The 25961-nt window shown below is 64.3% G+C and carries 25 protein-coding genes and 1 pseudogene; 14 read left to right on the plus strand and 12 right to left on the minus strand.

What is annotated here, in order from left to right; all coding sequences use genetic code 11:
* Positions 1-9: 9 nt before the first annotated feature.
* The 4 genes from AC1DUN_RS03065 to AC1DUN_RS03080 form a co-directional block, all read right to left on the minus strand.
* The gene (locus AC1DUN_RS03065) at positions 10-1011 is read right to left on the minus strand and encodes an ABC transporter ATP-binding protein (protein ID WP_477712666.1); all 1002 of its coding nucleotides are present in this window, start codon (positions 1009-1011) and stop codon (positions 10-12) included.
* A gap of 15 nt (positions 1012-1026) precedes the next feature.
* Entirely contained in the window at positions 1027-2082 is a 1056-nt protein-coding gene (locus AC1DUN_RS03070; RefSeq protein WP_477712667.1) for a carbohydrate ABC transporter permease, read from the minus strand.
* A 21-nt stretch (positions 2083-2103) separates the two neighbouring features.
* Positions 2104-3093 carry a carbohydrate ABC transporter permease gene (locus AC1DUN_RS03075; RefSeq protein ID WP_477661617.1) on the minus strand — a complete coding sequence of 330 codons (990 nt, stop codon included), beginning with the start codon at positions 3091-3093 and terminating at the stop codon, positions 2104-2106.
* A gap of 143 nt (positions 3094-3236) precedes the next feature.
* Complete coding sequence (locus AC1DUN_RS03080; RefSeq protein WP_477712668.1) at positions 3237-4526, minus strand: ABC transporter substrate-binding protein; 1290 nt, start codon at positions 4524-4526, stop codon at positions 3237-3239.
* Positions 4527-4923: 397 nt separating this feature from the next.
* Here AC1DUN_RS03080 and AC1DUN_RS03085 point away from each other — a divergent pair, with 397 nt between their 5' ends.
* The 5 genes and pseudogenes from AC1DUN_RS03085 (at position 4924) to AC1DUN_RS03105 (ending at position 9018) form a co-directional block, all read left to right on the plus strand.
* Positions 4924-5952: a LacI family DNA-binding transcriptional regulator gene (locus AC1DUN_RS03085; RefSeq protein WP_477712669.1), complete on the plus strand. Its 1029-nt coding sequence runs from the start codon at positions 4924-4926 to the stop codon at positions 5950-5952.
* A gap of 13 nt (positions 5953-5965) precedes the next feature.
* A pseudogene (locus AC1DUN_RS03090) lies at positions 5966-6109 on the plus strand (GntR family transcriptional regulator); the annotation flags it as partial.
* Between the two features lie 204 nt (positions 6110-6313).
* Entirely contained in the window at positions 6314-7027 is a 714-nt protein-coding gene (locus tag AC1DUN_RS03095) for a hypothetical protein (protein ID WP_477712670.1), read from the plus strand.
* A 116-nt stretch (positions 7028-7143) separates the two neighbouring features.
* Positions 7144-8337, plus strand: coding sequence for a tetratricopeptide repeat protein (locus tag AC1DUN_RS03100; RefSeq protein ID WP_477712671.1), 1194 nt, complete (start codon positions 7144-7146; stop codon positions 8335-8337).
* A gap of 243 nt (positions 8338-8580) precedes the next feature.
* A complete protein-coding gene (locus tag AC1DUN_RS03105) occupies positions 8581-9018 on the plus strand; it encodes an acyl-CoA thioesterase (protein WP_477712672.1) in 438 nt (145 codons plus the stop codon).
* An 88-nt stretch (positions 9019-9106) separates the two neighbouring features.
* Here the strand turns inward: AC1DUN_RS03105 and AC1DUN_RS03110 are convergent, their stop codons facing one another.
* From AC1DUN_RS03110 to AC1DUN_RS03130, 5 genes are all read right to left on the minus strand, one after another.
* A complete protein-coding gene (locus AC1DUN_RS03110; protein WP_007863796.1) occupies positions 9107-9268 on the minus strand; it encodes a hypothetical protein in 162 nt (53 codons plus the stop codon).
* A gap of 74 nt (positions 9269-9342) precedes the next feature.
* The gene (locus tag AC1DUN_RS03115; RefSeq protein WP_477712673.1) at positions 9343-10176 is read right to left on the minus strand and encodes an amidohydrolase family protein; all 834 of its coding nucleotides are present in this window, start codon (positions 10174-10176) and stop codon (positions 9343-9345) included.
* 10 nt (positions 10177-10186) lie between these two features.
* Positions 10187-11215 carry a tripartite tricarboxylate transporter substrate binding protein gene (locus AC1DUN_RS03120; protein ID WP_477712674.1) on the minus strand — a complete coding sequence of 343 codons (1029 nt, stop codon included), beginning with the start codon at positions 11213-11215 and terminating at the stop codon, positions 10187-10189.
* Positions 11216-11271: 56 nt separating this feature from the next.
* Positions 11272-12012: a GntR family transcriptional regulator gene (locus tag AC1DUN_RS03125; RefSeq protein WP_477712675.1), complete on the minus strand. Its 741-nt coding sequence runs from the start codon at positions 12010-12012 to the stop codon at positions 11272-11274.
* A gap of 148 nt (positions 12013-12160) precedes the next feature.
* Positions 12161-13123 (minus strand): tripartite tricarboxylate transporter substrate binding protein, encoded by a 963-nt coding sequence (locus AC1DUN_RS03130; protein WP_477712676.1) that lies wholly within the window; start codon positions 13121-13123, stop codon positions 12161-12163.
* A 345-nt stretch (positions 13124-13468) separates the two neighbouring features.
* Here AC1DUN_RS03130 and AC1DUN_RS03135 point away from each other — a divergent pair, with 345 nt between their 5' ends.
* Positions 13469-13972, plus strand: coding sequence for a helix-turn-helix transcriptional regulator (locus AC1DUN_RS03135; RefSeq protein WP_477712677.1), 504 nt, complete (start codon positions 13469-13471; stop codon positions 13970-13972).
* A complete protein-coding gene (locus AC1DUN_RS03140; RefSeq protein WP_477712678.1) occupies positions 13969-14628 on the plus strand; it encodes a nucleotidyl transferase AbiEii/AbiGii toxin family protein in 660 nt (219 codons plus the stop codon). The genes AC1DUN_RS03135 and AC1DUN_RS03140 overlap by 4 nt, the downstream gene beginning before the upstream one ends.
* On the opposite strand, the gene AC1DUN_RS03145 is transcribed toward AC1DUN_RS03140, so the two are convergent.
* Positions 14625-15458 (minus strand): aldo/keto reductase, encoded by an 834-nt coding sequence (locus AC1DUN_RS03145; protein WP_477712679.1) that lies wholly within the window; start codon positions 15456-15458, stop codon positions 14625-14627. The two genes, AC1DUN_RS03140 and AC1DUN_RS03145, sit on opposite strands and share 4 nt — an antisense overlap.
* 144 nt (positions 15459-15602) lie before the next feature.
* Here AC1DUN_RS03145 and AC1DUN_RS03150 point away from each other — a divergent pair, with 144 nt between their 5' ends.
* Positions 15603-15914 (plus strand): cupin domain-containing protein, encoded by a 312-nt coding sequence (locus AC1DUN_RS03150; RefSeq protein ID WP_074575890.1) that lies wholly within the window; start codon positions 15603-15605, stop codon positions 15912-15914.
* Between the two features lie 127 nt (positions 15915-16041).
* Here AC1DUN_RS03150 and AC1DUN_RS03155 read toward each other — a convergent pair whose 3' ends face one another.
* Entirely contained in the window at positions 16042-17133 is a 1092-nt protein-coding gene (locus AC1DUN_RS03155; RefSeq protein WP_477712680.1) for a DUF6352 family protein, read from the minus strand.
* A gap of 235 nt (positions 17134-17368) precedes the next feature.
* On the opposite strand from AC1DUN_RS03155, the gene AC1DUN_RS03160 reads away from it, so the two are divergent.
* The 6 genes from AC1DUN_RS03160 to AC1DUN_RS03185 all read left to right on the plus strand — a co-directional run bounded on the left by AC1DUN_RS03160 (position 17369) and on the right by AC1DUN_RS03185 (position 24882).
* Positions 17369-19714 (plus strand): DUF6600 domain-containing protein, encoded by a 2346-nt coding sequence (locus tag AC1DUN_RS03160; RefSeq protein ID WP_477712681.1) that lies wholly within the window; start codon positions 17369-17371, stop codon positions 19712-19714.
* 408 nt (positions 19715-20122) lie between these two features.
* Positions 20123-20896, plus strand: coding sequence for an ABC transporter ATP-binding protein (locus AC1DUN_RS03165; protein ID WP_074575888.1), 774 nt, complete (start codon positions 20123-20125; stop codon positions 20894-20896).
* Positions 20897-21601: an ABC transporter ATP-binding protein gene (locus AC1DUN_RS03170; RefSeq protein WP_074575887.1), complete on the plus strand. Its 705-nt coding sequence runs from the start codon at positions 20897-20899 to the stop codon at positions 21599-21601. It begins immediately after the preceding gene.
* 65 nt (positions 21602-21666) lie between these two features.
* Entirely contained in the window at positions 21667-22860 is a 1194-nt protein-coding gene (locus tag AC1DUN_RS03175; protein ID WP_477712682.1) for an ABC transporter substrate-binding protein, read from the plus strand.
* Positions 22861-23014: 154 nt separating this feature from the next.
* The gene (locus AC1DUN_RS03180; protein ID WP_477712683.1) at positions 23015-23899 is read left to right on the plus strand and encodes a branched-chain amino acid ABC transporter permease; all 885 of its coding nucleotides are present in this window, start codon (positions 23015-23017) and stop codon (positions 23897-23899) included.
* Between the two features lie 2 nt (positions 23900-23901).
* Positions 23902-24882, plus strand: coding sequence for a branched-chain amino acid ABC transporter permease (locus AC1DUN_RS03185; RefSeq protein ID WP_477712684.1), 981 nt, complete (start codon positions 23902-23904; stop codon positions 24880-24882).
* A 69-nt stretch (positions 24883-24951) separates the two neighbouring features.
* Here the strand turns inward: AC1DUN_RS03185 and AC1DUN_RS03190 are convergent, their stop codons facing one another.
* Positions 24952-25818, minus strand: coding sequence for a transglutaminase-like domain-containing protein (locus tag AC1DUN_RS03190; RefSeq protein WP_477712685.1), 867 nt, complete (start codon positions 25816-25818; stop codon positions 24952-24954).
* Positions 25819-25961: the final 143 nt, after the last annotated feature.

Consider the following 25961-nt stretch of genomic DNA (forward strand, 5'->3'; position numbering starts at 1 on the left):
GCATGGCGCTCACAGGCGCAGGCCGTTCTGGTCGAAATAATGCAGCTGCTCCGCGGGCGCGCTCACCCGCACGGTGTCGCCGCGCTTGATGCTTGTCTGGCCGCTCAGGATCAGCTCGAAAGGCGCGCCGTCCACCACCGTGCCGTGCAGGATGCTGGTGCTGCCCAGTTGCTCGACCTGCGACACCGCCAGTTGCAGCGGGCCGTCGTCCGCCAGTCGCGCGTGCTCGGGCCTGATGCCCACGGTCTGGGCGCCGGCCTTGGCGCCGGGCATTTCGGCCGCCGGCACGAAGTTCATGCGCGGGCTGCCGATAAAGCCGGCCACAAACTGGTTGCAGGGCCGGTTGTACAGTTCCAGCGGCGAGCCGACCTGCTCGATGCGGCCGGCGCGCAGCACCACGATCTTGTCGGCCATGGTCATGGCCTCGACCTGGTCGTGGGTGACGTAAATCATGGTCGCGCCCAGGCGGGCGTGCAGGTCGCGGATTTCGGCGCGCATGGAGACGCGCAGCTCGGCGTCCAGGTTGGACAGCGGCTCGTCGAACAAAAACAGTTTGGGTTCGCGCACGATGGAGCGGCCTATGGCCACGCGCTGGCGCTGGCCGCCGGAAAGCTGGGTCGGCTTGCGCTGCAGCAGCGGCGTGAGCTGCAGCATGGCGGCGGCGGCGCTGACCTTGCTTTCGATGAGCGCCTTGGCCACGCCCAGGTTTTCCAGGCCGAAGGCCATGTTGTCGTAAACGCTCATGTGCGGGTACAGCGCATAGGACTGGAACACCATGGAGCAGCCGCGGTGCGCGGCGCTGACCTCGTTGACGCGCTGGCCGTCTATGCGGATGTCGCCGCTGCTGGCCGGCTCCAGCCCCGAGATGATGCGCAGCAAGGTGGATTTGCCGCAGCCCGAGGGGCCGACGAAGACCACAAATTCACCGTCGGAGACGGCTAGGTCCACACCATGGATGATGGTGGCTTTGTCGAAGGTTTTGACGACGTTGGCGAGTTCAAGAGTGGCCACGGGAGAGTCCTCGGTTTATTTGACGCCGGCGCTGGCAATGCCGGTCGCGATGTATTTCTGCAGGAAGGCGAAGACCAGGGTGATCGGAATCAGCGTGATCACGGTCATTGCCAGCAGGTAATGCCACTGCGTGTTGAGCTCGCCCTGGAAGGCGTTGAGCGCGAGCTGCAGGGTGAAGTGCTCCGACTTGGACAGCACGATCAGCGGCCAGAGGAAATCGTTCCAGCGCCACATGAAGGAGAAGATGGCCAGCACCGCCATGGCCGGCGCGGCCAGCGGCAGAATGATCTTCCAGTAGATGCGCCACTCGCTGGCGTTGTCCATGCGCGCGGCCTCCAGCAGCTCGTCGGGAATGGTCAGCATGTACTGGCGCAGTAGGAACACGCCGGTGGGCGTGGCCACCGCGGGCAGGATCACGCCCCAGAGGTTGTTGAGCAGGTTGAGCTCCGAGATCACCAGGAAGGCCGGCACCAAAATGATGGTGGGCGGAATCATCAGCGTGGCGATGATCAGCACGAACACCGTCTTCTGCCCGGTGAACTGGTACTTGGACAGCGCGAAGGCCGCCATGGAGTTGAACAGCAGCGTGAGCAGGGTGGCCACCACGGTGATGAACACGCTGTTCCACAAATAGGTGCCGAAGGCGAACTTGCCGAAGATTTCGGTGTAATTGCTGCCGGCGAATTTGAGTTCGTTGACCGGCTTGCGGTCGTTGATGTTGACGCGCAACTCGGTCTGCGGCGCCGCGGGGTCGACCATGGTGGCGACCAAGCCTATGCGCCGCACCTGGGCCAGCTCGCGGGTCTTGCCCTGCTCATCCTTGGCCTGATACAACGGCAGCGGCTTGTCGTAACCGGCCACCACCACTTCTTTCTGGGTGTAGGGCAAAAAGGTGGGCGGGAACTGGCTCAGCGCGCTTTCGGTCTTGAACGACGATGCCACGAGCCACAGCACCGGGCCGAACATCACGATCAGGCCGGCCAGCAGGTAGGCGTAGGAGACCCAGTCGGTCCAATGCAGGTGGGTGCCACCGTGTTTATGGCCCTTGGTACGGGTAAAGAAATTTGCCATGACCCTTGTCCTGTTCTCTGCTTATTTCTTTGTCTTGCCGGCTTCGCTGGCCTTGGACAGCCGCAACTGCGCAAGCGTCAGGGCCATCAGTCCGGCCGCCAGGATCAGCGAGGCCGCTGCCGCCAGGCCGTAGAGGTGGATCTGCTCGGCAAAACCGGTCTGGTAGATGTACTGCACGATGAAGGTGGTGGCCGAGCCCGGGCCGCCGCCGGTGAGCACAAAGACCTCGTCAAAACTTTGCACCGCGCGGATCATTACCAGCACCAGCACCACGATCAGGTTGGGCATGAGCAGCGGCAGCGTGATGCGCCTGAGCACGCGCCAGGGCGGCGCGGCGTCCATCTCGGCGGCTTCATACACATCTTTCGGGATGGCCTGCAGGCCGGCCAGCAGGATCAGCGTGTAAAAGCCCATGTGGGCCCAGATCGACACCACCACCACCCAGAAGAAAGCCCAGTGCCTGTCCAGCAGCCAGTCCATGGGCGAGCCGCCCATGGCCACCAGGCCGGCATTGAACACGCCCTGGCTTTGCAGCAGCCATTTCCAGATCAGCGCCACCACCACCGGCGACAGCAGCACCGGGTAGAAGAACACGCCGCGCCAGAAACCGCGGCCTATGATTTTTCGGTTCAGCACCAGGGCTGTGGCCAGCGAGAAGAACACCATCAAGGCCACCTGGATCAGGCTGAACTTGACCGTGTTGGCAATGGATCGCCAGAAGATGTCGGTGCGGCAGGTTTGCAGGTCCGCATAGTCGCGGCATTCGAGCAGGATGGCGAAATTCTCCAGCCCCGTGAAGGGCCGCTGCGTGGGCAGCAAATTCACCCCGCCGGTCACCGCATACACCAGGTTCACCACAATCGGCAAAAAAGTGAAGATGCTGATGATCACCAGGTTGGGCCCGACAAACAGCCAGCCTATGCGCGATGCGCCCAGCCATTTCTGGCCCAACCGGAAGACCGGCTCGAACAGGTTGAACAAAAAGCCCAGAAAGGCCGAGAAGATTGACATACCGACTCCGATCTACTGTCCCAAGGGCACTCGCTACGCCCCGGCCTTATGCCAGTGACAGCGCGGAACCGGCTTTGCCGGGCCGCAGCTGTCGCCCCCTGCAAGGGGGGAGGCGCACACGCAGTGCGCGCCACGGGGGTGTGCTACTTCTCAGCTTGTTTGACCGCCTCGGCCATGTCGGTGCCGATCTTGGTCACGGCTTCGTCCACACTGATCTCCCCCACGATGGCCTGGGTGACGCGGGTCACGGTCGGCAGCATCAAGGCGCGGTTGTACTTGTAGCCTTGCAGCGCGTAGGCCGGGGCCGCGATGGTGCCGGTGCCGTTGGTAAAGACGGTGAGCGCCGCCTTGGCGGCCGGGCCCGCACTGGTGTAGGCCAGGCCCCGCTTGGCCACCCCGGCGTGGGCTGGAATGGTGTTGGTGCGCGATGCGAATTCGGCGACATTGGCCTCCTGCGCCATGAAGTCCAGGAAGCGGCCGACCTCTTTCGGGGACTTGGTGGTCTTCAGCGCCACCCAGGCCGCGCCGCCGGGCATGCCCGAGCAGGCCGCGGGGCCGCAAGGGTTGGGTACGGCGACCCAGTCGAAGGCATTGCCGATTTCCTTTTGCATGCGGTTGATCTGCCAGGAACCCGACAGGATCATCACCACACGGCCGTTCTTGAATTCGCCCACGGCATCGGCATAGCTGGAGCCGCCCGAGCCGCCCCAGACGTCCTTGAGCATGGTGCCGTCCTTGTGCCAGCCGACGAACTTGCCCACTGCGGTCTTGTAGCCCGCGTCAACCGTGAGGTTGCCCTTGGCGTCGAAGATCTTCGCGCCGTAGCTGACGGCGGGGCCCGCGAAGCGGTGGCCCGAGCGGTCCCAGGCCATGGCGGCCGGGGTCTGCGTGGCCTTGGCCACCTTGCGCGCCGCATCGACCCACTCTTCCCAGGTGGCCTTGGGGCCGGGCATGGGCACCTTGGCCTGCTCGAACAAGGTCTTGTTGACGAAGGGGCCGGTCATGGTCATCTGCGACAGGAAGCCGTAAATGCCCTTGTCGCCCGCCTTGTTGCGCATCCAGGGCAAGGTGCTGCCGAAGTTGTCTTCCCAGTACTTGCGGTCCTTCACATAGGCACTGATGTCGATGTAGTTCTTCGACAGGCCGCCGATCTCGGCGACGCGCGCGATGTCGGGGCCCTGGCCGGCCGCGAGCTGCACGGGCAGCTGCTCGACCACGGTCTTGTAAGGCACTATGTCAAGGATCACCTTGGCGCCGGCGTTCTGGGTTTCATAACGTTTGATCAGGTCGGCCGTGACATCACATTCATTGCCGTCCTGGTAGCACATGACACGGATGTCGGCGAAGGCGCTGGTGCCCAGCGTGGCGACGGCGGCGCCCAGGAGGCCGGCGCGCATGGCGTGCCTGGCGAGGGAACGAAGCTGGAAGTTCATGCTTGTCTCTTTCTGGAAAAAAGGAAGGTGGGCCGATCGGTCGTCGGCTTCAGGATGCGGCGTCGGCCGCCGGCGAGGTGAAAACCATGTCTTCTTGTGCCGTTGTGTTGCGATTCTTGTCGGCTTTGGGCTATTATGGCAAACGTTTGCCAACGCTTGGCAATCGTTTGCCATACTTGTCAGTCGCGGTTTTCTCGGTTATATGTTGTTGATGGCACGCACCGATCGCGCCGCCGGTCGGCCACCCGCCGTCGCCCCCTGTTTTCCCACAATACGACCCATCGATGCTTCGCTTTCCACTCGCCGGACTCCCGCCTCGCCATCCGCCTGTCCGGCCTTCGCGCCAACCTGACATCCGCTGCGGCGTCCTGACCCGGCAGGCCTGCCGTCCGCAGCGATGACCGACGACACCCCGCGCAGGCGCAAGGGCGTCGGCCCGGTTTCGCTGAGCGAAGTCGCCGTGCAGGCCGGCGTCTCCATCTCCACCGTCTCGCGCATCGTGAACGGCGAGACCCGGCGGGCTTCGCCGGAAACGCTGGCGCGCGTGCGCGAGGCGATCAAGACCGTGGGCTACCACCCGAACCAGCTGGGGCGCGCGCTACGCAGCCGCGAGAGCCGCCTGGTCGCGATGCTGGCCGCCAACCTCGACAACCCGGTGATGGCCACGCTGGCCGCCTCCACCGAGGCCGCGCTGCGCCAGGCCGGCTACACGATGATCCTGTGCGACACGCACGACCGGCCGGAGCTGCAGGACGACTATCTCAACGCCATGCGTTCGCAGGTCGTGCAGGGCTACGTGATGGTCGCGGCGCAGCCCAGTGACGGCCTGCGCGACTTCGTGGAGCGCGGTGCGCCCATGGTCTTCGTGAGCCGGCGCAGCCCGTTCGGCACCTGCGCCTTCGTGGGGCCGGACAACCTGGCGGCCGGTGCCGCCGCCGCGGACTACCTGCTCGACCGCGGCATCGACGCGCCGGCCGTGGTATTTCCGTCACGCGGATCGTCCACGACCCGGGAACGCGTGCAGGGCTTCTGCGAGCGGGCCGTCGCCAGAGGCTTGTCGGCCGACCGGATCCGCCGGGTGGAGGCCCCCGGGATCTCGCACCTGGAAATCGGCTACGCCGCCGCGGCCCAGTTCGCGGCGCCCGGTGCCTGGCCGCGTGGCGCGATGTGCATCAGCGACCAGGTCGCCTATGGGCTGCACCGCGTGGCCCGCGAGAGCGGAATCCGGGTGCCCGGCGACTGCGAGCTGGTCGGCATCGACGGCAACCCGATCAATGCCTGGCTCGCCCCGTGGCTCACCTCAGTCGAAATTCCGCACCAGGATTTCGGACCGGTCATCGTGGACCTGATGCTGAGCCTGTGGGGCGGCGCAGCGCCACGCGAACGCCTCATGCCGCACCGCATGGCGGCTGCGCTCGAGAGCTGAAACCAGCCTGCAGCCGGCCCCGGCCACGGTACGCATCAACGGCACCCGCATCGGGCAAACGGCCGCGCAGTACATCGCCGACCGCGCCGAAGGCCGCGGCGTCACGCAGCCGATTGTGGACATCGGTTTTTCCATCGTTGAGTGGGCCACGGCTTGAATTGGTTGTGCGTTGCAGACACGGCACTGCTGGGGAGCTTTCGTACCGAGCTCACTCTCACATGTTGCGAGCAAGACCTGCACGCCTTGCAACTTCGCGGACGGACTTCTGATCCCGAAACGCCCAACGCCTGACGACTGCGCTGCATTGACCACGTCGGGCCCACCACAGATAATGCAACAAAATGTTTATCGAGGAGTAGGTATGCGAAGAAATCGTCAGGCATTAGTAGTAGCACTGGTAACTTTTTTTTTGACCACCGCTTGCTATGCGCAACTTGGTGCAGCACCGCTTCCGCAAATTAAGAAAAAAGCGGGGCCCACGCTCGAAGAGACGACTCAGTGGATCACGCAAAAATTTGAAAGCATCTCCGTCGTTCGAATGACGGGGCAAGGGCGCCTGGACACCGACGAAAAAACCAATATCGAATTTGACGGCTGCAAGCTGAGCGTGATCAGGGAAAGCTACTTGCCCGCACAGAGCGGTCTCCGGGCTGAGTTTGGATATGGGGCCTATTATTTTGATTTGCAGACCATCGAGTCGGAAAAGATTCGGGTGTCGTCTCCTTTTGGGACATACGCACAGGTAGGTCTGTATAGAACAGGCGAAGTCAAAAGCATCAGATCCATGTATCTCACGTACGCCGATCGTGGACAAGGTAGATTGAGCAAGGCTTTTTTGGATTCACAAATGGAGATTCTGAAGTCCTCGCAAAGGGATGGCAGGGAAGATTTCCTCCTAGGGGGAACACGAGAATCGCTTTCTCGTAACGGGACATACTCCGTGAATTTTTCTGTCCCCGATATGGAAACTGCTCAAAGTGCTGCCAATGCCTTCAAGCACGCGGTAGCGCTGTGTCAACAAAAGGCGGCTCAGGAGAAAGCAGCCGAGCCAGCCAAGCCTAAATCCTTGTTCTGAAGGTTTCTGTCATGAACACCTTCGAATTAGCCATCACATAAGCACGCTGGCATGCTTTGCCGAGAAATTGCGGCAAAACCGGCTACTTCCAAAGCGCTTTTCCAAAGTGGGACTGCATGAAAAATCTAAAATTCTTGGGGCTTATCGCCTTATTCCTGGCAGTCAACCTGCCTGCCTTCGGCGTAGATTTGGATCACGGCTTATCGGCTTTAAAGACTGGAAAGTACGCCGAGGCACTGAAAATATTGATTCCAATTGCCAATGGCGGCGACGATGAGGCTCAACGAATTCTGGGGGAGATGTGCTACAAGGGCCAGGGCATGAAGCGGGATCTCGTTGCTTCTTTTAAGTGGACGGAAGTTTCAGCGTCTAACGGCAACAAGATTGCGCAGTACAACCTGGGTTACCTTTACGAAAAGGGCGAGGGAGTCGCCTCCTCCTCATCACTGGCCATTGATTGGTACACCAAGGCTGCCATTCAAGGTTATGTTTTGGCCCAGCACAAACTAGGCGATTTATACGCCTCGTCGGATCGCAATAAGGCTATCTATTGGTATGACGCTGCGGCCCAAAGAGGCGATGACGTAGCCCGTAAGCAGTTCTCAAGTCTGTCCTCCGCGCGCGCAGACGACTCAAGAGTCGCTCAACAACGTGCAGACGCCGAGAAGAAGGAGCAAGAGCGCCTTGAAGAGATTGAGCGGCTGAGAGAACGAAATGAGCGATCTATCCGGGAAGCCCAGGAACAGCAATCGACGCGGGACTACAACGCAGCCATCGGAGCCCAGATACGCCAGAGGGGAGCGCAGGACGCGGCGCTGTTGAACAGAATAGATCGCCAGACAAATGCCGCGTCCGCGAATGCCAATCGAAAACCGGCCGAACAAGCCACGGAACGCGACAGGGCAAGGGCGGAGCGTGAATCTCAAAAACACAATGATGCAGACCGAGACCGTGAAGCACGTGTAGCGTCTACAACAACCACAACGCGAGATGCTGTACGAGACAACAATAGCCAGCAAACTGTAGCCGCCCAAAGAAGCACTTGCATTTTTGAAAATCGCACGAATAGCAGCGACTACTCCGAAGCTGTCGCAAGGGCCAGCCTGCAAAAAGAAATCAACGGTGTGAGGGCGCTCACTCAAAACTCTGCCGGCGATCCGGCCCGCTATCTGAGTGACAGCGGCATCACTTGCCAGAAGGAAGCGACGAATATCAATCCTGAGTACAAGTGCGTGGTTAGCATCAAGACCGAAGTCAAGCTCTTCGGGTCTTGCGGTAAAGACAGTGCTACGGCCGTCCGAGCAAAGTAACCATCAGAAGGGTAGCGAGCTCAATGAGTTAAGTCACATGAGGTACGGGAGCCATGGATTGATTTCAATGAATACCGGCCAATGCTGGGCCCGGACATGTACGCCATGCGCGAGCCGCTGGCCAAGGCCGGGCTGCGCTGCATCGACTGATGCCCATCGATTGAGATTCACGCCCGCGCCTTGGGCCGTGATTCGCTAAACTTTCAAGCATCAGCGAAGCTGCCACCTGGAAGGAGCACCTGCATGAGCACACGGCACCTCACTTACCGCGGCACGGTCTACCCCTGGCATTGCGACCATGTGGGCCACATGAATGTGATGTGGTACGTCGGAAAATTCGACGAAGCGACCTGGAACCTGTTTCACCAAATAGGCATCACCCCCGGCTACCTGCGCGAGCAGGGGCGCGGCATGGCGGCGGTGGACCAGCACATCGAATACAAACGGGAACTCAAGGCCGGGGATGTGGTGACGGTGTACTCGGAGATTCTTGAGCTGCACGACAAGAAAATCCGCTTTCGCCACGAAATGCGCAGCGCGGACGGCGGCGAGGGAGACGGCGAACTCGCCGCGGTGACGACCCTGCTGGGCGTTCACATGAACACACAACTGCGCAAGTACTGCGCATTTCCGCCGGCGCTGGGCGAGCGCATGAAGGGCTTCATGCAGACCCAGGCCTGAGTAAGGCGTGGGCGTAAAAAAAGCGCCCTGAGGGGCGCTTTTTTTGGATGCGGCCTGCAGTCAGCGAGGCCGCATCAGCAAAACCGACTCAACCCTGGTGAGGGCGCTTGCCAGGGTTCTTTTTGCTGCGGGTGTGCGAACCGCGCTCCAGGCTGATCTTCTGGCCGCGGCCGGTGGTGATGGTGTAGCCCTTGGGAGGGACTGGCTTTGGGGCGCAGATGTCGGCTTCGACTCTGATTTTCTTGGGCATGGAGAACTCCGGTTAAAAATGGCGTAGCCCGTGATTTTAAGCCACTCCGGGCTCCGGGCCGCTTCAGGGGGCGGTCAGCCGTACAGGGCGGCCGGCGCCAGCTCCCGGGTGCATTGCTTCTGGACCGCCGTCAGCGCGCGCGACACGGGCTCCCAGGTACTGGCATAGGCCGGCAGCGCATCGGGCGCGAAGGCGGTATGCGGCCAGTCGGAGCCCCAGACCAGGCGCCGGCCGAACAGCGCCGCCATCCTGCGGATCACGTCATAAAGCGCCTCATACGGCGCCTGCGCGCCCAGGCGGTACCAGCCCGAAAGCTTGACCCAGGCGTCCTGGGCCGTGAGCTGCTCCAGCGCGCGCCAGGCCGGGTGGCCGGGCGCTATCCCCGCGTGCATGCCCGCGAGATGGTCCAGCACCGCGGGCACCGGGTTGGCGGCATGCAGGGCCGCGATTGCCGGCAGGTCCTCGGGCGAGGCATACCACTGCACATGCCAGCCCAGGGCGCGCAGGCGCGGCGCCAGGGCCTGGAAACGCTCCGTTGCGCCGCCCTGCGCCGCCTTCAGGCTGTCGCCGACGGGTGACACCAGGTTAAAACGCACCCCGCGCACGCCCAGCGCATGCATGTCGGCCAGCGCCGCGTCGTCCACCGAGGGCGGCAGCACCACCACGCCGCGGTGCCGGCCCCGGCCGGCGCGCAGCGCATCGAGCAGCACGCTGTTGTCGGTGCCATAGACGCTGGGCTGCACCAGCACCAGGTGGCCGAAGCCGTAGGCATGGGCCAGTTGCTCAATGTCGGCCAGCGGCCGGTGCGCGGGGCGGTAGTGGCCCACGGCCACGGGCGCTTGCGCATCGAACACATGGACATGGCTGTCCCAGCCGGGCGCCACCGGGGCTGTCACTGCATTTCGCACGGCCAAGGCTCTAGCCTGCGGTGATCTTGCGGTCTTTGATGATGCGGCCCCACTTGAGCTGCTGGGCCTTGAGAAAGGCCACGGTCAGCGCTTCGGGGCCTTCGGGGAAGACTTCGCCGCTCAGGCTGCGGATGCGGCCCAGCACCTCGGGGTCGGCCATGGTCTTGCGGATGGCCGCGACCAGGGCGGCCCTGGACTTGGCGTCTATGCCGGCGGGCGCCAGCACCGGGTTCCACTCGAGCACCTCGTAGGCTGGCACGCCGGCTTCTTCCATGGTCGGCATGTCGGGCAGCGAGCGCGTGCGGCGCCGGCTGGTGACCGCCAGCGGGCGCAGCCGGCCCGACTGGATTTGCCCCAGCGAGGAGGCCACGTTGGCGAAGAACAGCGGCACCTGGCCGGCCATCACGTCGTTCATGGCCGGGCCGCCGCCGCGGTAAGGCACGTGCACCAGCTTGACGCCGGCCAGGTCCTCGAACAGCGCGCCGGCCAGGTGCTGGGCCGAGCCGTTGCCCGAGGAGGCATAGGCGATCTGCCCAGGCCTGGCCTTGGCCATGCGGATCAGGTCCTTGACGCTTTTGGCTTCAAAGCCGGGCGTGCAGACCAGCACGTTGGGAAACTGCGCCAGCACGGCCAGCGGTGCAAACGCCGTGTCGACGTCGTAAGGCAGCTTGGGATAGAGCGCGGGATTGACCGCGAAGGACGAGGCGTCGACCAGCAGCTGCGTGCCGTCGGGCGTGGCGCGCGCCACCTGGGTCGCGGCGATCTGGCCGCCGGCGCCGGGCTTGTTGTCCACCAGCACGGGCTGGCCCAGGAACTCCGCCAGGCGCGGCGCGATCAGGCGCGCCATCAGGTCGGCCCCGCCGCCCGCGGCATAAGACACCACCAGCGTGATCGGCTTGCCGCCGGCGATCTGGCCGGCCGCACTGGCGGCAAAAGCCCAGGGCGCGGCGACGGCCGCGCCGGTGGCCTGCAGCATCAGGCGGCGCGAGCGGTTCAGCGGCCGGGCCGCGGTTGCGGGGTGATGGGGTTTGGCTGGCATGGTTTCTCCGGTTTCAGGGATGGTTCAAAGACGTGCAAGGACGTGCAAGCAGGTGTTCAGGTGATGGTGACGGTGTAGTGAAAGGCATGGGCGTCGCCGCGCGTGTGGCGCACTTCCACGCAGCGGCCGGCCAGGTCGTAGGCGCTGCGCGTTACCCGCGCGCAGGGGTGGCCGGCCGACAGGGCCAGGTGCCTGGCCTGCGCCATGGTCAGTACGCCGAAGGCAATTTCATCGACCGCACGGGCCACATGCACGCCGCAGCGCTCGGCAAACATCGGGTAGAGCAAATCGCCCCAGGCAGCGGTATCGCCCTCGGCGAGCCCGGCGAACAAGGCCAGCGGCAGCCAAATTTCCTCGTAAACACAGGGTTGGCCCGAGAGCGAGCGCACACGTTGTACTCGCAGCGCGGTGTCGCCAGGCGCCAAGCCCAGGCGGCGTGCCACCTCGGCGGGCGCGAGCAGCAGCTGGCGCGACACGATGCGCGAGGCCGGCACCTCGCCCGTGCCCTCGCCGAAGCGAAAGAAACGCATCATGGTGCCGCCCGTCAAGCCGGCGCGCACAAAAGTGCCGCGGCCATGAATGCGTTCAATCAAGCCCTGGCTGGCCAGCAGTTCCAGCGCGCGGCGCAGCGTGCCCAGCGCCACGCCGTGCTCGGCGGCCAGGGTCTGCTCGGCCGGCAGCGCACTGCCCGGAGGCCATTCGCCCGCCACCACGCGCGCCCGCAAGGCGGCGGCGAGCGCGGCATAGCGGCTTTGGCCCGGCTCGGCGGGCACCACGGTCAGGAGGGGTGCGCTCATGATTGATCTAGTCCTATAGATGACTAGATCATGTCATGCGCCTTGGCTTTCGCCTCCTAGGGTTTTCACGTAGCGATTGGAGCCTGCCCGAAAAAAAAAGCGGCGCCCTTACGGACGCCGCTTTGCGCGGAGAGCCTTGGACCGCGGCTTATTCGATGGTCGCGCCGGAAGCCTGCACGATGCTCTTCCATTTCACGTAGTCGGTCTTGAGCAGGCTGGAGAACTGCTCGGGCGTCATGTTCTGCACCTCCGCGCCCTGGGCGTGGATGGCGGCCTTCATGTCGGCCGTGGCCAGCAGCTTGTTGACCTCGGCATTGACGGTGGCCACGATGTCCTTGGGCGTACCGGCCGGCATGAACAGGCCGTACCAGGTGCTGACGTCAAAGTCCTTGTAGCCCAGCTCGGCCACGGTGGGCACTTCGGGCAGCGAGGTGCTGCGGCGCGCCGAAGTGACGGCCAGCGGGCGCAGCTTGCCCGACTTGATATGCGCGATGGCCGAGGGCAGCGAGGACACCATCAGGTCCACATTGCCGGCCAGCACGTCCATCATGGCCGGATTGGAGCCCTTGTAGGGCACGTGGCGCAGCTTGATATTGGCGGCGCCGTTGAAGATTTCGCCGGCCAGGTGGATGGTGGTGCCGTTGCCGGGCGAGCCGTAGGTGACGCTGTCGGGCGCGGCCTTGGCGGCGGCCACCACGTCGGCCAGGGTCTTGAAGCGCGACTGCACGCCCGTGACGATGACCACCGGCGTGTAGGCCACGTGGGCCACGGCCACCAGGTCCCTGGTCGGGTCGTAGCTCAGGTTTTTGTAGAGCCAGGGCGCGACGACCAGGTTGTCCTTCTGGCCCATGACCATGTCGTAGCCCGTGGGCGCGGCGCGCACGGCTTCGGCGATGCCTATGGTGCCGCCCGCGCCGCCGCGGTTGTCGGGGATCACCGTCCACTTGCTGGCCTCCGTGAGTTTGGTGGCCACCAGGCGCGACAGGATGTCGGTGCCGCCGCCGGGCGGGAAAGGCACGATCAGGCGGATGGGCTTGGTGGGATAACTCTGGGCCTGCGCGGCACAGAGCACCAACGCGAGGGCAAGAAAGGACAGGATTTTGCGAAGCATGGGGGAAGGTCTCCAGATGGGGCTTGCAAGCATAAGGCGACCGGAAAAGATGCCTTGCATGCAGCCGGTTTAGCCCTCGATTTTATTCACCGCCCTGTCTATACAACATGGCGACGCAGCTTGGCCGAGCCGTGATCCGCGGGGGCCGGCGTCTCCATCGGCGATGGCGCAAACATGCAGCAACGCCCGGCAGACGCGATTGCCGGACGCGTCGAGGGACGGGTGTCGGACGCAGTGGCGACCGTGTGTCTTATTCAATATATTCAGCATCCTTAAGATTGATATATTAAACAATAGAATGACTAATATATTTGACATTATTGAACGCCTCGGTAAACTTGCAACATGGCCATCCTCCATGAACTGTCAAACGTTGTGAAGCGCCAGCGTTCCGACATGGGCCTCAGCCAGGAACGCCTCGCCGAGCTGGCAGGGCTGTCGCGCGCCACGATCAACGAGCTCGAGACGGGCAAGCTCACGAACCTGAGCCTCACCCGCGCCGAGCGTCTGGCGAATGCGCTGGGCTTTGGCCTGGGCATGACAGGTGTCCGCAGAGGCAAGTCCGGGCGCGATACCGCCGACGCGCTGGAAACAGCGGCACTGTCTGGAAGCATCAGCTATGGCGATCGGATTTCGGCAGCCACGCTTCGCCACGCCCTGCTCACCGGCGTGGTTCCGCCCAAGCACATCGCGCAACTGCGCGCCCTCCTTGACGAGGCGTCGTTGAGTGTGTTGTCGGCCGCTGCGGCGCAGATCGAAGCCGAGAACGATGTACCGCGCAAGGCGACTTGGCAGAAGATGCGCCAACTGGCCGCGGCAGTGGCTTGTACGCGGCCTGTCTGGCAATGAATCCTGTCCAGTTCGATCGCCCAGGAATCTGGCGCGACCTCTTCACAGCCGCGCTGACGCTGACAGATCACCTTGCAACCGTGGTGCGCAAGCCGACCTGGAGTTTTGGCGGAGGCACTGTTCTGATGCTGCGGCTGAACCATCGCCAGAGCAAAGACGTAGACCTGTTTGTGCCGGACCCTCAGTACCTGGGACATTTCTCACCCCGGCTAACTGACGTGGCCGAAGCATTGACCACGGAGTACCAAGAGGCGGCCGAGTACACGAGGTTGATGCTGCCGATCGGAGAGATCGACATCGTGGTTGGCACACCGCTCACCGACGAACCCTGGGAGGTCGTGGATTTTGACGGCCGGCCCATACGCGTGGAGACGTGCGCTGAAATTGTCGCCAAGAAGATGTGGCACCGGGGCGACCAGGCCAAGGCGCGCGACCTTTTCGACCTCTGCGCGGTTGCAGACCTGGAGCCGGGCGCACTGGATGCTGCCCGGCCGTTCCTGGCCCGTCACTCGGCAGCTTTTCTGGCGCGACTGAAACAATACCGTGAGATCAGCGAAGAAGAGTTCAAGCAGATCGACCGCATCGATTACACCCGTTCCTTCGATGAATGCATGGACCTGGCGGAACGTCTCCTCATGCAGCCATCCCCCGTCTAGATCATCTCCAGCGGGCTAGCGTTGGACGGCGGCTTGAACAGTTCATCCAACTCGTCCAGTTGTTCGCCGCTGAGCTGAATCTGCGCCGCCGCGACGTTCTCGCGCAAGCGGTCCGGGTGGCCGGTTTTGGGGATCGCGATCACGCCCTGCTGCGCCAGCAGCCAGGCCAGCGCAGCCTGGGAGGGCAGCATGCCGTGGTTTTTGGCGAAGCGGGCCAGGCCCGCATGGCGCAAGAGGCGCGCCTGCTCAATCGGTGAATAGGCCATCACCGGCACGCGGCGCTCGCGCAGCCAGGGCAGCAAGTCCCACTCGATGCCGCGCCGCGTGAGGTTGTAGAGCAGCTGGTTGGCCTGCACGTCCTTGCCGCCGGGCAAGGCCCACAGTTCTTTCATATCGGCGATGTCCAGGTTGCTGATACCGTGGTGCCTGATCTTGCCCGCCTTTTGCAGCGCCATGAAGGACTGCAGGGTTTCGGCCAGCGGGACCGATCCGCGCCAGTGCAGCAAATAAAGGTCTATGCGGTCGGTGCGCAAGCGGCGCAGGCTGCGCTCGCAGGCCGCCACCATGCCGGCCTTCGACGCATTGTGCGGATAGACCTTGCTCACGACAAAGGCCTCGTCGCGCCGGCCTTGCAGCGCTTCGCCGACCAGTTCCTCGGACAGGCCTTCGCCATACATTTCCGCGGTATCGATCAGCGTGCAGCCCAGGTCCAGGCCCAGCCGCAAGGTCGCAAGTTCATCAGCGCGCCGCGAGCGCGCATCGCCCATGTTCCAGGTGCCCATGCCGAGGGCGGGAACGGCTTCGCCGCCGGGCAGCAATACGGTTTTCATGCGGTCATCTTAGCCCTCGGCCGCTCATGTCAGTGATGCGGATACGGAATCAATCCACACCGAAGAATTCATGTTTGCGGCGGCCCCGCGACGTAGCATGGCGTGGCTTTCATTGCGCCACGCGCTCACCTGTTGGAGACCCACATGAAGATCATTCGAAGCAAGGATTTCACCGCGACACGCGCCTGGGGCGCGATGACGGTGGCCAATATGCAGGGCATCACCACCCGGCTGCACTGGACCGACAAACCCTACAAGTGGCACATCAACGAAGGCGAGGAAGTGTTTGCGGTGCTCGACGGCCGCGTCGAGATGCGCTACCGCGACAACTGCGGCCAATGCTCGGTGATGCTGGAAACCGGCGACATCTTTTTCGCGAGCGCAGGCACCGAGCATGTCGCCTCGCCGGTGGGCGAGGCCCGCGTATTGGTGGTGGAGGTGGAGGGCAGCGACTGAGAGCCGTTCACAAAACCCTCCTGGCGTTGTTGCGCCGCCTTGCCGTGCTGGTGCACTGTCTGCGGCGACGCGCCTAGCCAGGACCGCTTCGCTGGATTTTCTGAACGGCTCTTACCCCAGCACGCGATCAGGAAGCCGCGTCCGGCAGCGGCAGGTTGACCAGCAGGTTTTGCGGCTTGAGCCTGAGCACGCCGCCAGCGTCCATCGTCATTCCCAGGTAGACCGGCTTGCCCGCCACGTCGGCGCGCATCTCGCGCGGGTCGGCAAACTCCAGCCGGAACAGGCTGACCAGCCGCTGCAGGCGCGCCGGCTCCACCTCGCGGCCTTCATACAAATCATTGAGCAAGGCCGTGGCCCCGGCGTCCAGGCCCACATGCCAGCGCCAGGCTTCGTCGTCCACCTTTTGCACTGGCCGAATGGTGACGGCCACGCCCAGCAAATGGGCTATCCATTTCTGCAGCACGGCGGCCAGCGCTTTCAGGCCCGAGTGCGCGCGCACCACGGTCAGCACCAGGCCGTGGCCCAGCTCGTTGTTGATCTCATGCGTGAGGTCCAGCAAAAAACGGTGGCCGCCCGCCCTTTCGGCCTCTTCGGTTTCCTGCCAATAAGCGGCCGCATTGTCCTCAGCCAATACCCGCAGCTCGATGGCAGGCACAGGCGCGCCGGCCTCGGCCAGGAAGCGGCCGAAGTCACCCACGCCGCCGGTTTCATGGAGCATGTCCAACACCGCCAGGTCGCCGCTGAGCACGCGCCCGCCTTCGGTGCTGATGCGCTGCGGGCGAAACAGCATTTCGGCCGCACGCACTTCATAGGCATCGGTGCAATCGTCCAGCAGGCTGCGCAGCATGGCCTGCACCATCAGGTCGATAAAGAGCGGCGGTATGTCCACGCGGCCCGTGCCATCGCGCGGAAACAGGCCCAGGTAATAGGCCTCCAGCGTGCCCGCGGCCAGCAGGCCGTCGCGAAAGCGCAGGAAATGCGCATAGTTGTCCCGCGCGTCCGCGTCCTGCAGCGCCTGCAGTTCGGCTGGCGCCACCGGCCTTGAGGGCGCAGCCGCCAGCGCGGCATGCAGGGCACGCTCGGCTTCGCAGGACTCCGGCACCAGGGCCAGTTCGGGCCGCGCCAGGAACAGCCGCAGGTAGTCGTCGGTGGGCTGCAGCCAGCCGCGCGGGCTGCGGCGCAATTGTTTGAAGCCGCTGGAGGGCCAGAAATCTTGCATGGGCGACATCGTCGCACATCGTTTAGGTGTGTTTCGGTGCCCGTGCCTTACATCCTGTTTCATCGCCCCCGCGAATGGCGCAATCTTTACCGCTTGTTAGCACTCCATCCATCGTCGGGCGCGTTGTCATGGGTATGGTGGTCCTCATAGGGCCACAGCCTGAGCCACTAGCTTCATCCGGCCTCATCAACGGTCACATCGATGAGGCCCCAACGACAGGAAGAGAGCGTGCACCATGACCCGCACCGACACCGAACCATTTCGCGACGACCCCGGCCAAGAATTCCGGGGCTTTCGTTTCTCAGACCTCTATTGGTACCTTGTGCTGCTGGCGGTCGCCTTTGTGCTGGCGCTGCTGCAGCCCATAGCCTGGGCCCAGCAACCCGCACCGCAGGCTGACGCGATAGACCCGCCCGGCCGCGTGGCCCGGCTCAACCTGGCTGAAGGCCCCGTGAGCTTCGCACCCGGTGACGCCAATGACGCATGGACTGCCGCCAGCTTGAACCGCCCGCTGACCGCCGGCGACAGGCTGTGGACGGGCCCGCAGGCCCGCGCCGAACTCCATGCCGGCTCCACCGCCGTGCGCATGAACGGCCAGACCAGCCTGGACCTGCTCGCGCTGGACGACAACAGCACCCAGCTGCGCCTGGCCCAGGGCACGCTCAAGCTGCGCGTGCGCCAGCTGTTTGACGGCCAGCGCCTGGAAATCGACACACCCAACCTGGCTTTTGTGGTCTCGCAGCCCGGCGACTACCGCCTCGACGTGGACCCGGCCGGCAACACCACGCGCGTCATCGCGCAAACGGGCGGCGGCGTGATTTACGGCGACAACTCGGCCTCGGTCAACCTGGGTGCCGGCCAGCAGGCCAACTTCAGCGGCACGCAGCTGGTGCCGGCCGGGCCGGGCGCCTCGCGCCAGGACGACTTCGACCTGTGGGCCGCGAACCGCGACCGGCTCGAGGACCAGTCGGTGTCCGCGCGTTATGTGCCGCGCGAGACCGTGGGCTACCAGCAGCTCGACAGCTACGGCAGCTGGAGCCAGGACCCGAGCTACGGCGCCATCTGGATACCGCGCGCCGTGCCCGTCAACTGGGCGCCCTACCGCATGGGCCACTGGGCCTGGGTTTCACCCTGGGGCTGGACCTGGGTGGACGACGCGCCCTGGGGCTTCGCGCCCTTTCACTACGGCCGCTGGGCACAGATAGGCCCGCGCTGGGCCTGGGTGCCGGGACGGCTTGCGCCGCGGCCGGTGTACGCGCCCGCGCTGGTCGCCTTTGTGGGCGGCAGCAGCGGTGGCGTGAGCTGGAACATCTCGATAGGCGGCGCGGCGCGCCCCGGCGTGGGCTGGTTCCCGCTGGCACCCGGCGAGGCCTTCCGTCCGGCCTACCGCGTGAGCCCGCGCTACGTCACGCAGGTGAACAACAACATCGTGGTCAACAAGACCGTCAACGTGACCAATAACGTGACCAATGTGTACCGCTACCAGCGCCAACCCGCCGCCGTGACGGCCGTCAGCCGCGAGGACTTCGAGCGCGGCCGGCCGGTGCGCGTGCAGCAGGCGCTGAGCCGCGCCGACCTGGGCCGCGCGCAGCTTGTGGCCGACCGCGGCGCGCTGCCGCAACGCCCGAATCCGGCGGAGCTTCGCGAACGGCAGCGCCCCGTGGCCGCTGCCGCCTTGCCGCCACCGGCAGTGGCCGCACGGCCCGTGCCCGTCGTCAGCAGCCGAGACGACAGGCGTGACGAGCGCCGTGATGGCCGTGACGGCCGCCGCGATGACAGCAACCGCGATGAACGGCGCGCCGGCCCCGCCGCGCCAGTCACCGTGGGAGCCGCACGTCCCGCGCCCGCACCGGAACGCAGCACCCCCGAAGCCAGCCAGCACGCGCAGCGCGAACTGCAACGCCAGCAACGAGAGCAGAAGGAACAGCTGCAGGCCCCGCAGCTGGAGCAGCAGCGCCGCTCGGGTGAAGAGCCCATAGGCCAGCGCGCACTGCGCGAGCAGGCCCAGCGCGACGCGCGGGCCCGCAACGAGGCGCAGGAACGCGCCCAGGCAGCCAATGCCGGCGCGCAAGCCCGCGCCGAGGCCGAGCGCCATGCCGCCGAACAGGCCCAGCGCAACCAGCAGCAAGCCCAGCGCGACCAGCAGCGCCAGCAAAGGGAACAGCGGGAACAAAGGGAAAAGCTGCAAGCCCCCCAGCTGGAACAGCAGCGCCGCTCGGGTGAAGAAGCCATTGGCCAGCGCGCACTGCGCGAGCAAGCCCAGCGCGACCAGGAAAACACGCGCCAGCAGCAGGCGGCGCAAAGGCAGCAACAGCAACAACATCTGCAACAGCAGCAGCACCTGCAACAGCAACAACAGCAACAACAGCTACGTGCCCAGCAGGAGCAGCAACGCCAGCACCAGGCTCAAGCCCAGGAACAGCAACAGCGGCGGCAACAGCAATTGCAGCAACAACAGGCGCAGCGCGAAGCCGCCCAGGCCAGAGACGCGGCGGCCGACAAAGCCGTCCACCAGGCCGACGCCGCCAATCCGCGCGGCCAACGCGGTGAAGGAAACCCCAACCGAAACCGCGAGCAATAAAAAGGCAAAAGGCCAGTGGCGGCAACAGTTTTTACCGGGATGCGGCACTCTTCCCCAAGCAGGGGCCGCGGAACCGGCTTCGCCGGGCCGCAGGCGCAGCGCCCCCGAGGGGCTGGAGCCTGCGGCTCTAAAGCTGCTTGAGCAGCTTTGGACAGGCGACAGAGGCGAAGCGTCTCGCGAGCCGCGGCCTGCAAGGCCTCGCGCATTACGCGAAGCCGAAGGCGAAGTGAAAAGCGTGGGGGCTTTAGATCACGCAAAACTACCTAAGGGTCTGACCGGGTACCGCCTGCGGGAGGGGATGGCTAGGATGACCAGCTGTGTTTCACGGGCCTATGTCCGCGGCTGCATACCCGCCGCGGCCGCCCTGGCGCCCCGTGATGTCCAACCCCTTACCTGCCGGAGAGCGATTTGTCCGTGGAGTTCATTCTCGAAACACGAGGGCTGACCAAGGAATTCAAGGGATTCGTGGCCGTCAACAACGTGGACCTCAAGGTCCAGCGTGGGCACATCCACGCGCTGATCGGGCCCAACGGCGCCGGCAAGACCACCTTCTTCAACCTGCTCACCAAGTTCCTCACGCCTACGCGCGGCAGCATCGTCTACAACGGCAGCGACATCACCTTCGAGCAACCCGCACAGACCGCGCGGCGCGGCATCGTGCGCTCCTTCCAGATCTCGGCCGTGTTCCCGCACATGACGGTGCTGGAAAACGTGCGCGCGGCGCTGCAGCGCAACCTGGGCACCTCCTTCCATTTCTGGAAGGCCGAGGACAGCTTGTTCCACCTGCACGGCCGCGCCCGCGAGCTGCTGGCCGAGGTCGACCTCAGCGCTTTCGCCGACGAGCTCACGGTGAACCTGCCCTACGGCCGCAAGCGCGCGCTGGAACTCGCCACCACGCTGGCGCTGGAGCCCGAGCTGATGCTGCTGGACGAACCTACCCAGGGCATGGGCCACGAGGACGTGGACCGCGTGACGCAGCTGATCAAAAAAGTCTCGGCCGGCCGCACCATCCTGATGGTGGAGCACAACATGAACGTGGTGTCATCGATTGCCGACCGCATCACCGTGCTGCAGCGCGGCGCCATCATCGCCGACGGCCCTTATGCCGAAGTAGCCAAAAACCCGCTGGTGATTGAAGCCTATATGGGCACCGCCAACACCGAGTTGCAGGGAGCCCACTAGATGACCAAAGAGCTCCTCAAGATTGAAGACCTGCACGCCTGGTACGGCGAATCGCACATCCTGCACGGCGTGAACCTCACGGTCAACGAAGGCGAAGTGGTGACCCTGCTGGGCCGCAACGGCGCCGGCCGCACCACCACCATGCGCGCCATCGTCGGCATGACCGGCGCGCGCAAGGGTTCCATCAAGATCAACGGCGAGGAAGCCATCAAGCTCGCGCCACACAAGGTGGCCCGGCTGGGCGTGGGCTACTGCCCCGAAGAGCGCGGTATTTTCGCCAGCCTCACGGCCGAGGAAAACCTGATGCTGCCGCCCACCATAGGCCCGGGCGGCATGAGCCTGGACGAGATCTATGCGATGTTCCCCAACCTCAAGGAGCGCGCCGCCAGCCCTGGCACGCGGCTGTCGGGTGGCGAGCAGCAGATGCTGGCCGTGGCGCGCATCCTGCGCACCGGCGCGCGCCTCTTGCTGCTTGATGAAATCTCCGAAGGCCTGGCGCCCGTCATCGTACAAAAACTCGCCGAGATGATCCTCACGCTCAAGGCCAAGGGCTACACCATCGTGCTGGTGGAGCAGAACTTCCGCTTTGCAGCGCCCCTGGCCGACCGCTTCTACGTCATGGAGCACGGCCGCATCGTCAAGCAGTTTGCCCAGGCCGAGCTGGCCGGCAACATGGGCATGCTGCAGGAATACCTCGGCGTCTGAGGCCGGCGGCCGTCCATTTCCAATTTTTGATTCCCCCGTTCACCCCATCCATACCAGGAGACACCATGAAACTCAAAACACTTGCTGCCGCGCTCGCCCTGGGCCTGACCGGCGCCGCCTTTGCGCAGAACACCGGCCCGATCAAGATCGGCATCATCACCGACATGTCCAGCCTGTATGCCGACATCGACGGCCCCGCCGGCGCGGAAATGCTCAGGTGGGCGGCGCAGGATTTCGGCGGCAAGGTGCTGAACCGCCCCATCGAGGTGCTGAGCGCCGACCACCAGAACAAGGCCGACGTCGCCTCGTCCAAGGCGCGTGAGTGGATAGACAAGGACGGCCTGCAGATGCTGATTGGCGGCACCAATTCCGGCACGGCGCTGGCCATGTCCAAGGTCACCACCGAAAAGAAAAAGCCCTTCATCGTCATAGGCGCCGGCTCGGCCCGCCTGACCAATGAGGACTGCTCGCCCTACACCGTCCACTACGCCTACGACACGGTCTCGCTGGCCAAGGTGGCCGGCTCCGCCCTGGTCAAGGCCGGCAACAAGAGCTGGTACTTCCTGACCGCCGACTATGCCTTCGGCTACTCGCTCGAAGGCGACGCCTCCAACGTGGTCAAGGCCAACGGCGGCACCGTCGCCGGCACCGTGCGCCACCCGCTGAACGCTTCCGACTTTTCGTCCTTCCTGCTGCAGGCGCAGTCTTCCAAGGCGCAGATCCTGGCCCTGGCCAATGCCGGCGGCGACTTCACCAACGCCATGAAGGCCGCCAAGGAATTCGGCATCGGCAAGACCATGAAGGTGGCCGGCCTGCTGGTGTTCATCAACGATGTGCACTCCCTGGGCCTGGCCAACACCGAAGGCCTGCAGCTGGCCGACAGCTGGTACTGGAACCAGGATGACGCCTCGCGCAAGTTCGCCAAGCGCTTCTTCGACAAATACAAACGCATGCCTTCGAGCCTGCAGGCTGCCGACTACTCGGCCACCATGAGCTACCTGAAAGCCGTGCAGGCCGCCGGCACCACCGACTCCGACAAGGTCATGAGCACGCTCAAGGACATGAAGATCGACGACTTCTACAACAAGGGCCAGATCCGCGCCGACGGCCGCATGATCCACGACATGTACCTGTTCCAGGTCAAGGGTTCCAAAGAGTCCACCACGCCATGGGACTACTACAAGACCGTGGCCAAGGTGCCGGGCGAGCAGGCCTTCACCACGGTGGCCGAATCCAAGTGCGCAGCCGTGAAGAAGTAATGGCGCAAGCCTTGAACTGACAAGAAAAGAGAAAACGGAGAAGAACGAGGGGTTTGGTCCAGCCGGTCATTTCGCAGAAATGACCGGCTGCTTCCTTCAAAGCCCCTACGGCTTTCGCCACGACTAACGGCAATCGGTGTCCTGACAGGTTCCCATGGAAATTTTCGGTATTCCCCTGCAAGCATTTATGGGCCAGCTGATGCTGGGCCTGGTCAATGGCGCCTTCTACGCCATGCTGAGCCTGGGGCTCGCGGTGATTTTCGGGCTGCTGGGCATCGTCAACTTCGCGCACGGCGCGCTTTACATGCTGGGCGCCTTCGCCGCCTGGATCATGCTGGACCAGTTCGGCATGAATTACTGGTTCGCGCTGGTGCTGGCGCCGCTGGTGGTCGGCACCCTCGGCGTGGTCATCGAACGGCTTTTCCTCAAGCACCTCTACAAACTGGACCCGCTTTACGGCCTGCTGCTGACCTTCGGCCTGGCCCTGGTGTTCGAGGGCGTGTTCCGTGAAATCTACGGCGTCTCGGGCCAGAACTACAACGTGCCCGACCTCCTGGCCGGCGCCATGGACCTGGGCTTTATGCGCCTGCCGATTTACCGCGCCTGGGTGGTGGTGGTTTCGCTGGTGGTCTGCCTGGGCACCTGGTTCCTGATCGAGCGCACCCGGCTGGGCGCCTACCTGCGCGCCGGCACCGAAAACGCGCCGCTGGTGCAGGCCTTTGGCGTCAACGTGCCCATGATGGTCATGCTGACCTACGGCGCGGGCGCCGGGCTGGCGGCTCTGGCCGGCGTGCTGGCCGCGCCCATCATCCAGGTCAACCCGCTCATGGGCTCCAACCTGATCATCGTGGTCTTTGCCGTCGTCGTCATCGGCGGCATGGGCTCCATACTGGGCTCGGTCATCACCGGCCTGGGCCTGGGCATCGTCGAAGGCCTGACCCGCGTGTTTTACCCTGAAGCCTCCAACATCGTGGTGTTTGTCATCATGGTGATTGTTCTCATGTTCCGGCCCGCCGGCCTCTTCGGAAAAGAGGTTTGAGCATGAGCGCCCTTTCCACCAAAGCCGCCAACATGCTGCGCATCACCTACCTCGTCCTGCTGGCGTTTGCGCTGGCCGCGCCTTTCCTGGGCCTGTACCCGGTGTTTGTGATGAAGCTGCTGTGCTTCGCGCTGTTCGCCTGCGCCTTCAACCTGCTGCTGGGTTTTACCGGCCTGCTGTCTTTCGGCCATGCGGCCTTCTTCGGTTCGGCCGCTTATGTCACCGGCTGGTTCATCAAGTCGCAGAACTGGACGCCCGAGCTGGCCCTGCTGGCCGGCGCGGTGGCGGCCGGGCTGATAGGCCTGCTGGTCGGCCTGGTGGCCATACGCCGCCAGGGCATTTATTTCGCCATGATCACGCTGGCGATTGCGCAGATGGTTTACTTCGTCTGCCTGCAGGCGAGTTTTACCGGCGGTGAAGACGGCCTGCAGGGCGTGCCGCGCGGCAAGCTCTTCGGGCTGTTGCCGCTCGAATCCGACATCACCCTGTATTACGTGGTGGTGGCGATTTTTGTGGCCTGCTTCCTGTTCATCTCGCGCATCGTGCATTCGCCTTTCGGCCAGGTGCTCAAGATGATCCGCGAGAACGAGCCGCGCGCCATCTCGCTGGGCTACAACGTGGATCGCTACAAGCTGCTGGCCTTTGTGCTGTCGGCCGCGCTGGCCGGCTTGGCCGGCTCGATGAAAACCCTGGTCATGGGTTTTGCCACGCTGTCCGACGTGCACTGGTCCATGTCCGGCGAAGTCATCCTGATGACCCTGCTGGGCGGCGTCGGCACCTTCTTCGGCCCGGTCATGGGCTCGGGCATCGTGATCGCGCTGCAAAATCTGCTGGCCGACAAGGTCGGTTCCTGGGTCACCGTCATCATCGGCGTGATCTTTGTACTCTGCGTGCTGGCCTTCCGCAAGGGCGTGATCGGCGAGCTGCAGGCCTTTCTGGAGCGCCGCCGCAATGCCGCCAAGGCGGCATCGCAGCAGGCCTGAACGGCACACCACCCACAAAAAAGCGCGCAGGCCCTGCGCGCTTTTTTACTGGCCGGCCTACTTAGGCAATCACGGCCCGTCCGTCGACAGCGCGTAGTTCACATGCTGGGGCAGCACCAGCAGGCCCAGGCTGTTGGGCACGGCCTCAATGTGCACCTGCGGCTGCGCCGCGCGCACGCTGCCGAAAATCGTGGCAAAGGCGATGTCGGCCGCGTCCCGCCCGGTGGCGAAACGCACAAACCCCATCGGAATCGCCGTGCCCGAGGGGTCGAAGAGGTACCAGCGGTCGCCCAGGTAGACCTCGACATAGGCATGGAAATCCGGCGGGCCCAGCGCGGGGTCGGCGCCGTAGTCCATGCCGCTGGCCATGCGCGCCGGCAGGCTGGCCGCGCGGCACAGCGCGATCATCAGGTGCGCGAAATCGCGGCACACACCCACCCGCTCTATCAGGGTGTCTATGGCCGAGGTCGTGCTGTTGCTGGTATTGCCCTGGAAGCTCACATGCTGCTGCACCCAGTCGCAGATCGCCCGCGCCCGGCCGTAGCCCAGCGGCAGGTGGCCGAACTGGCTGTTGGCCAGGGTCAGCAGGCGGTCCGACTGGCAATAACGGCTGGGATACAAATAAGGCAGCACCTCGCCGGGCAGGGCCAGCGGGCTCAGCTCGGGCAGCGAGCCCGGCTGCGCCTCGTAGTGGACCAGGTCCACCACCGCCGTATAACTCAGCGTGAAGTGGCCGGGTTCGGCGTGCAGGCGCAGAAAGCGGCTTTGCGTGGCAGGGTCGGTGTAGCTGCTGGTGGCCACCGGCTGGCTCAGGCCCAGCGATTCATGCATCACCAGCTGCCGGGGTGTGTAGGCGGCCTGGATGTTGAAGATGAAATCGCAACCCGGCGCCATCACCTCGTAATCCAGCACGGCGGAAAATTCAAGCCTGACCATAGGGTGTCTTATGCCTTGGGGATTGGCTCCGCAAAAGGAGCCTGTATGTCCGCGGCGGCGGGAACCCGCCACCATCGCTACCCATTAGGCGCGCAAAAGAGGCCGGTATTCGCGCCTGGCGATATTTGCCGGGAAACCCTGGC

Source organism: Polaromonas sp. P4_F6 (assembly GCF_056401275.1).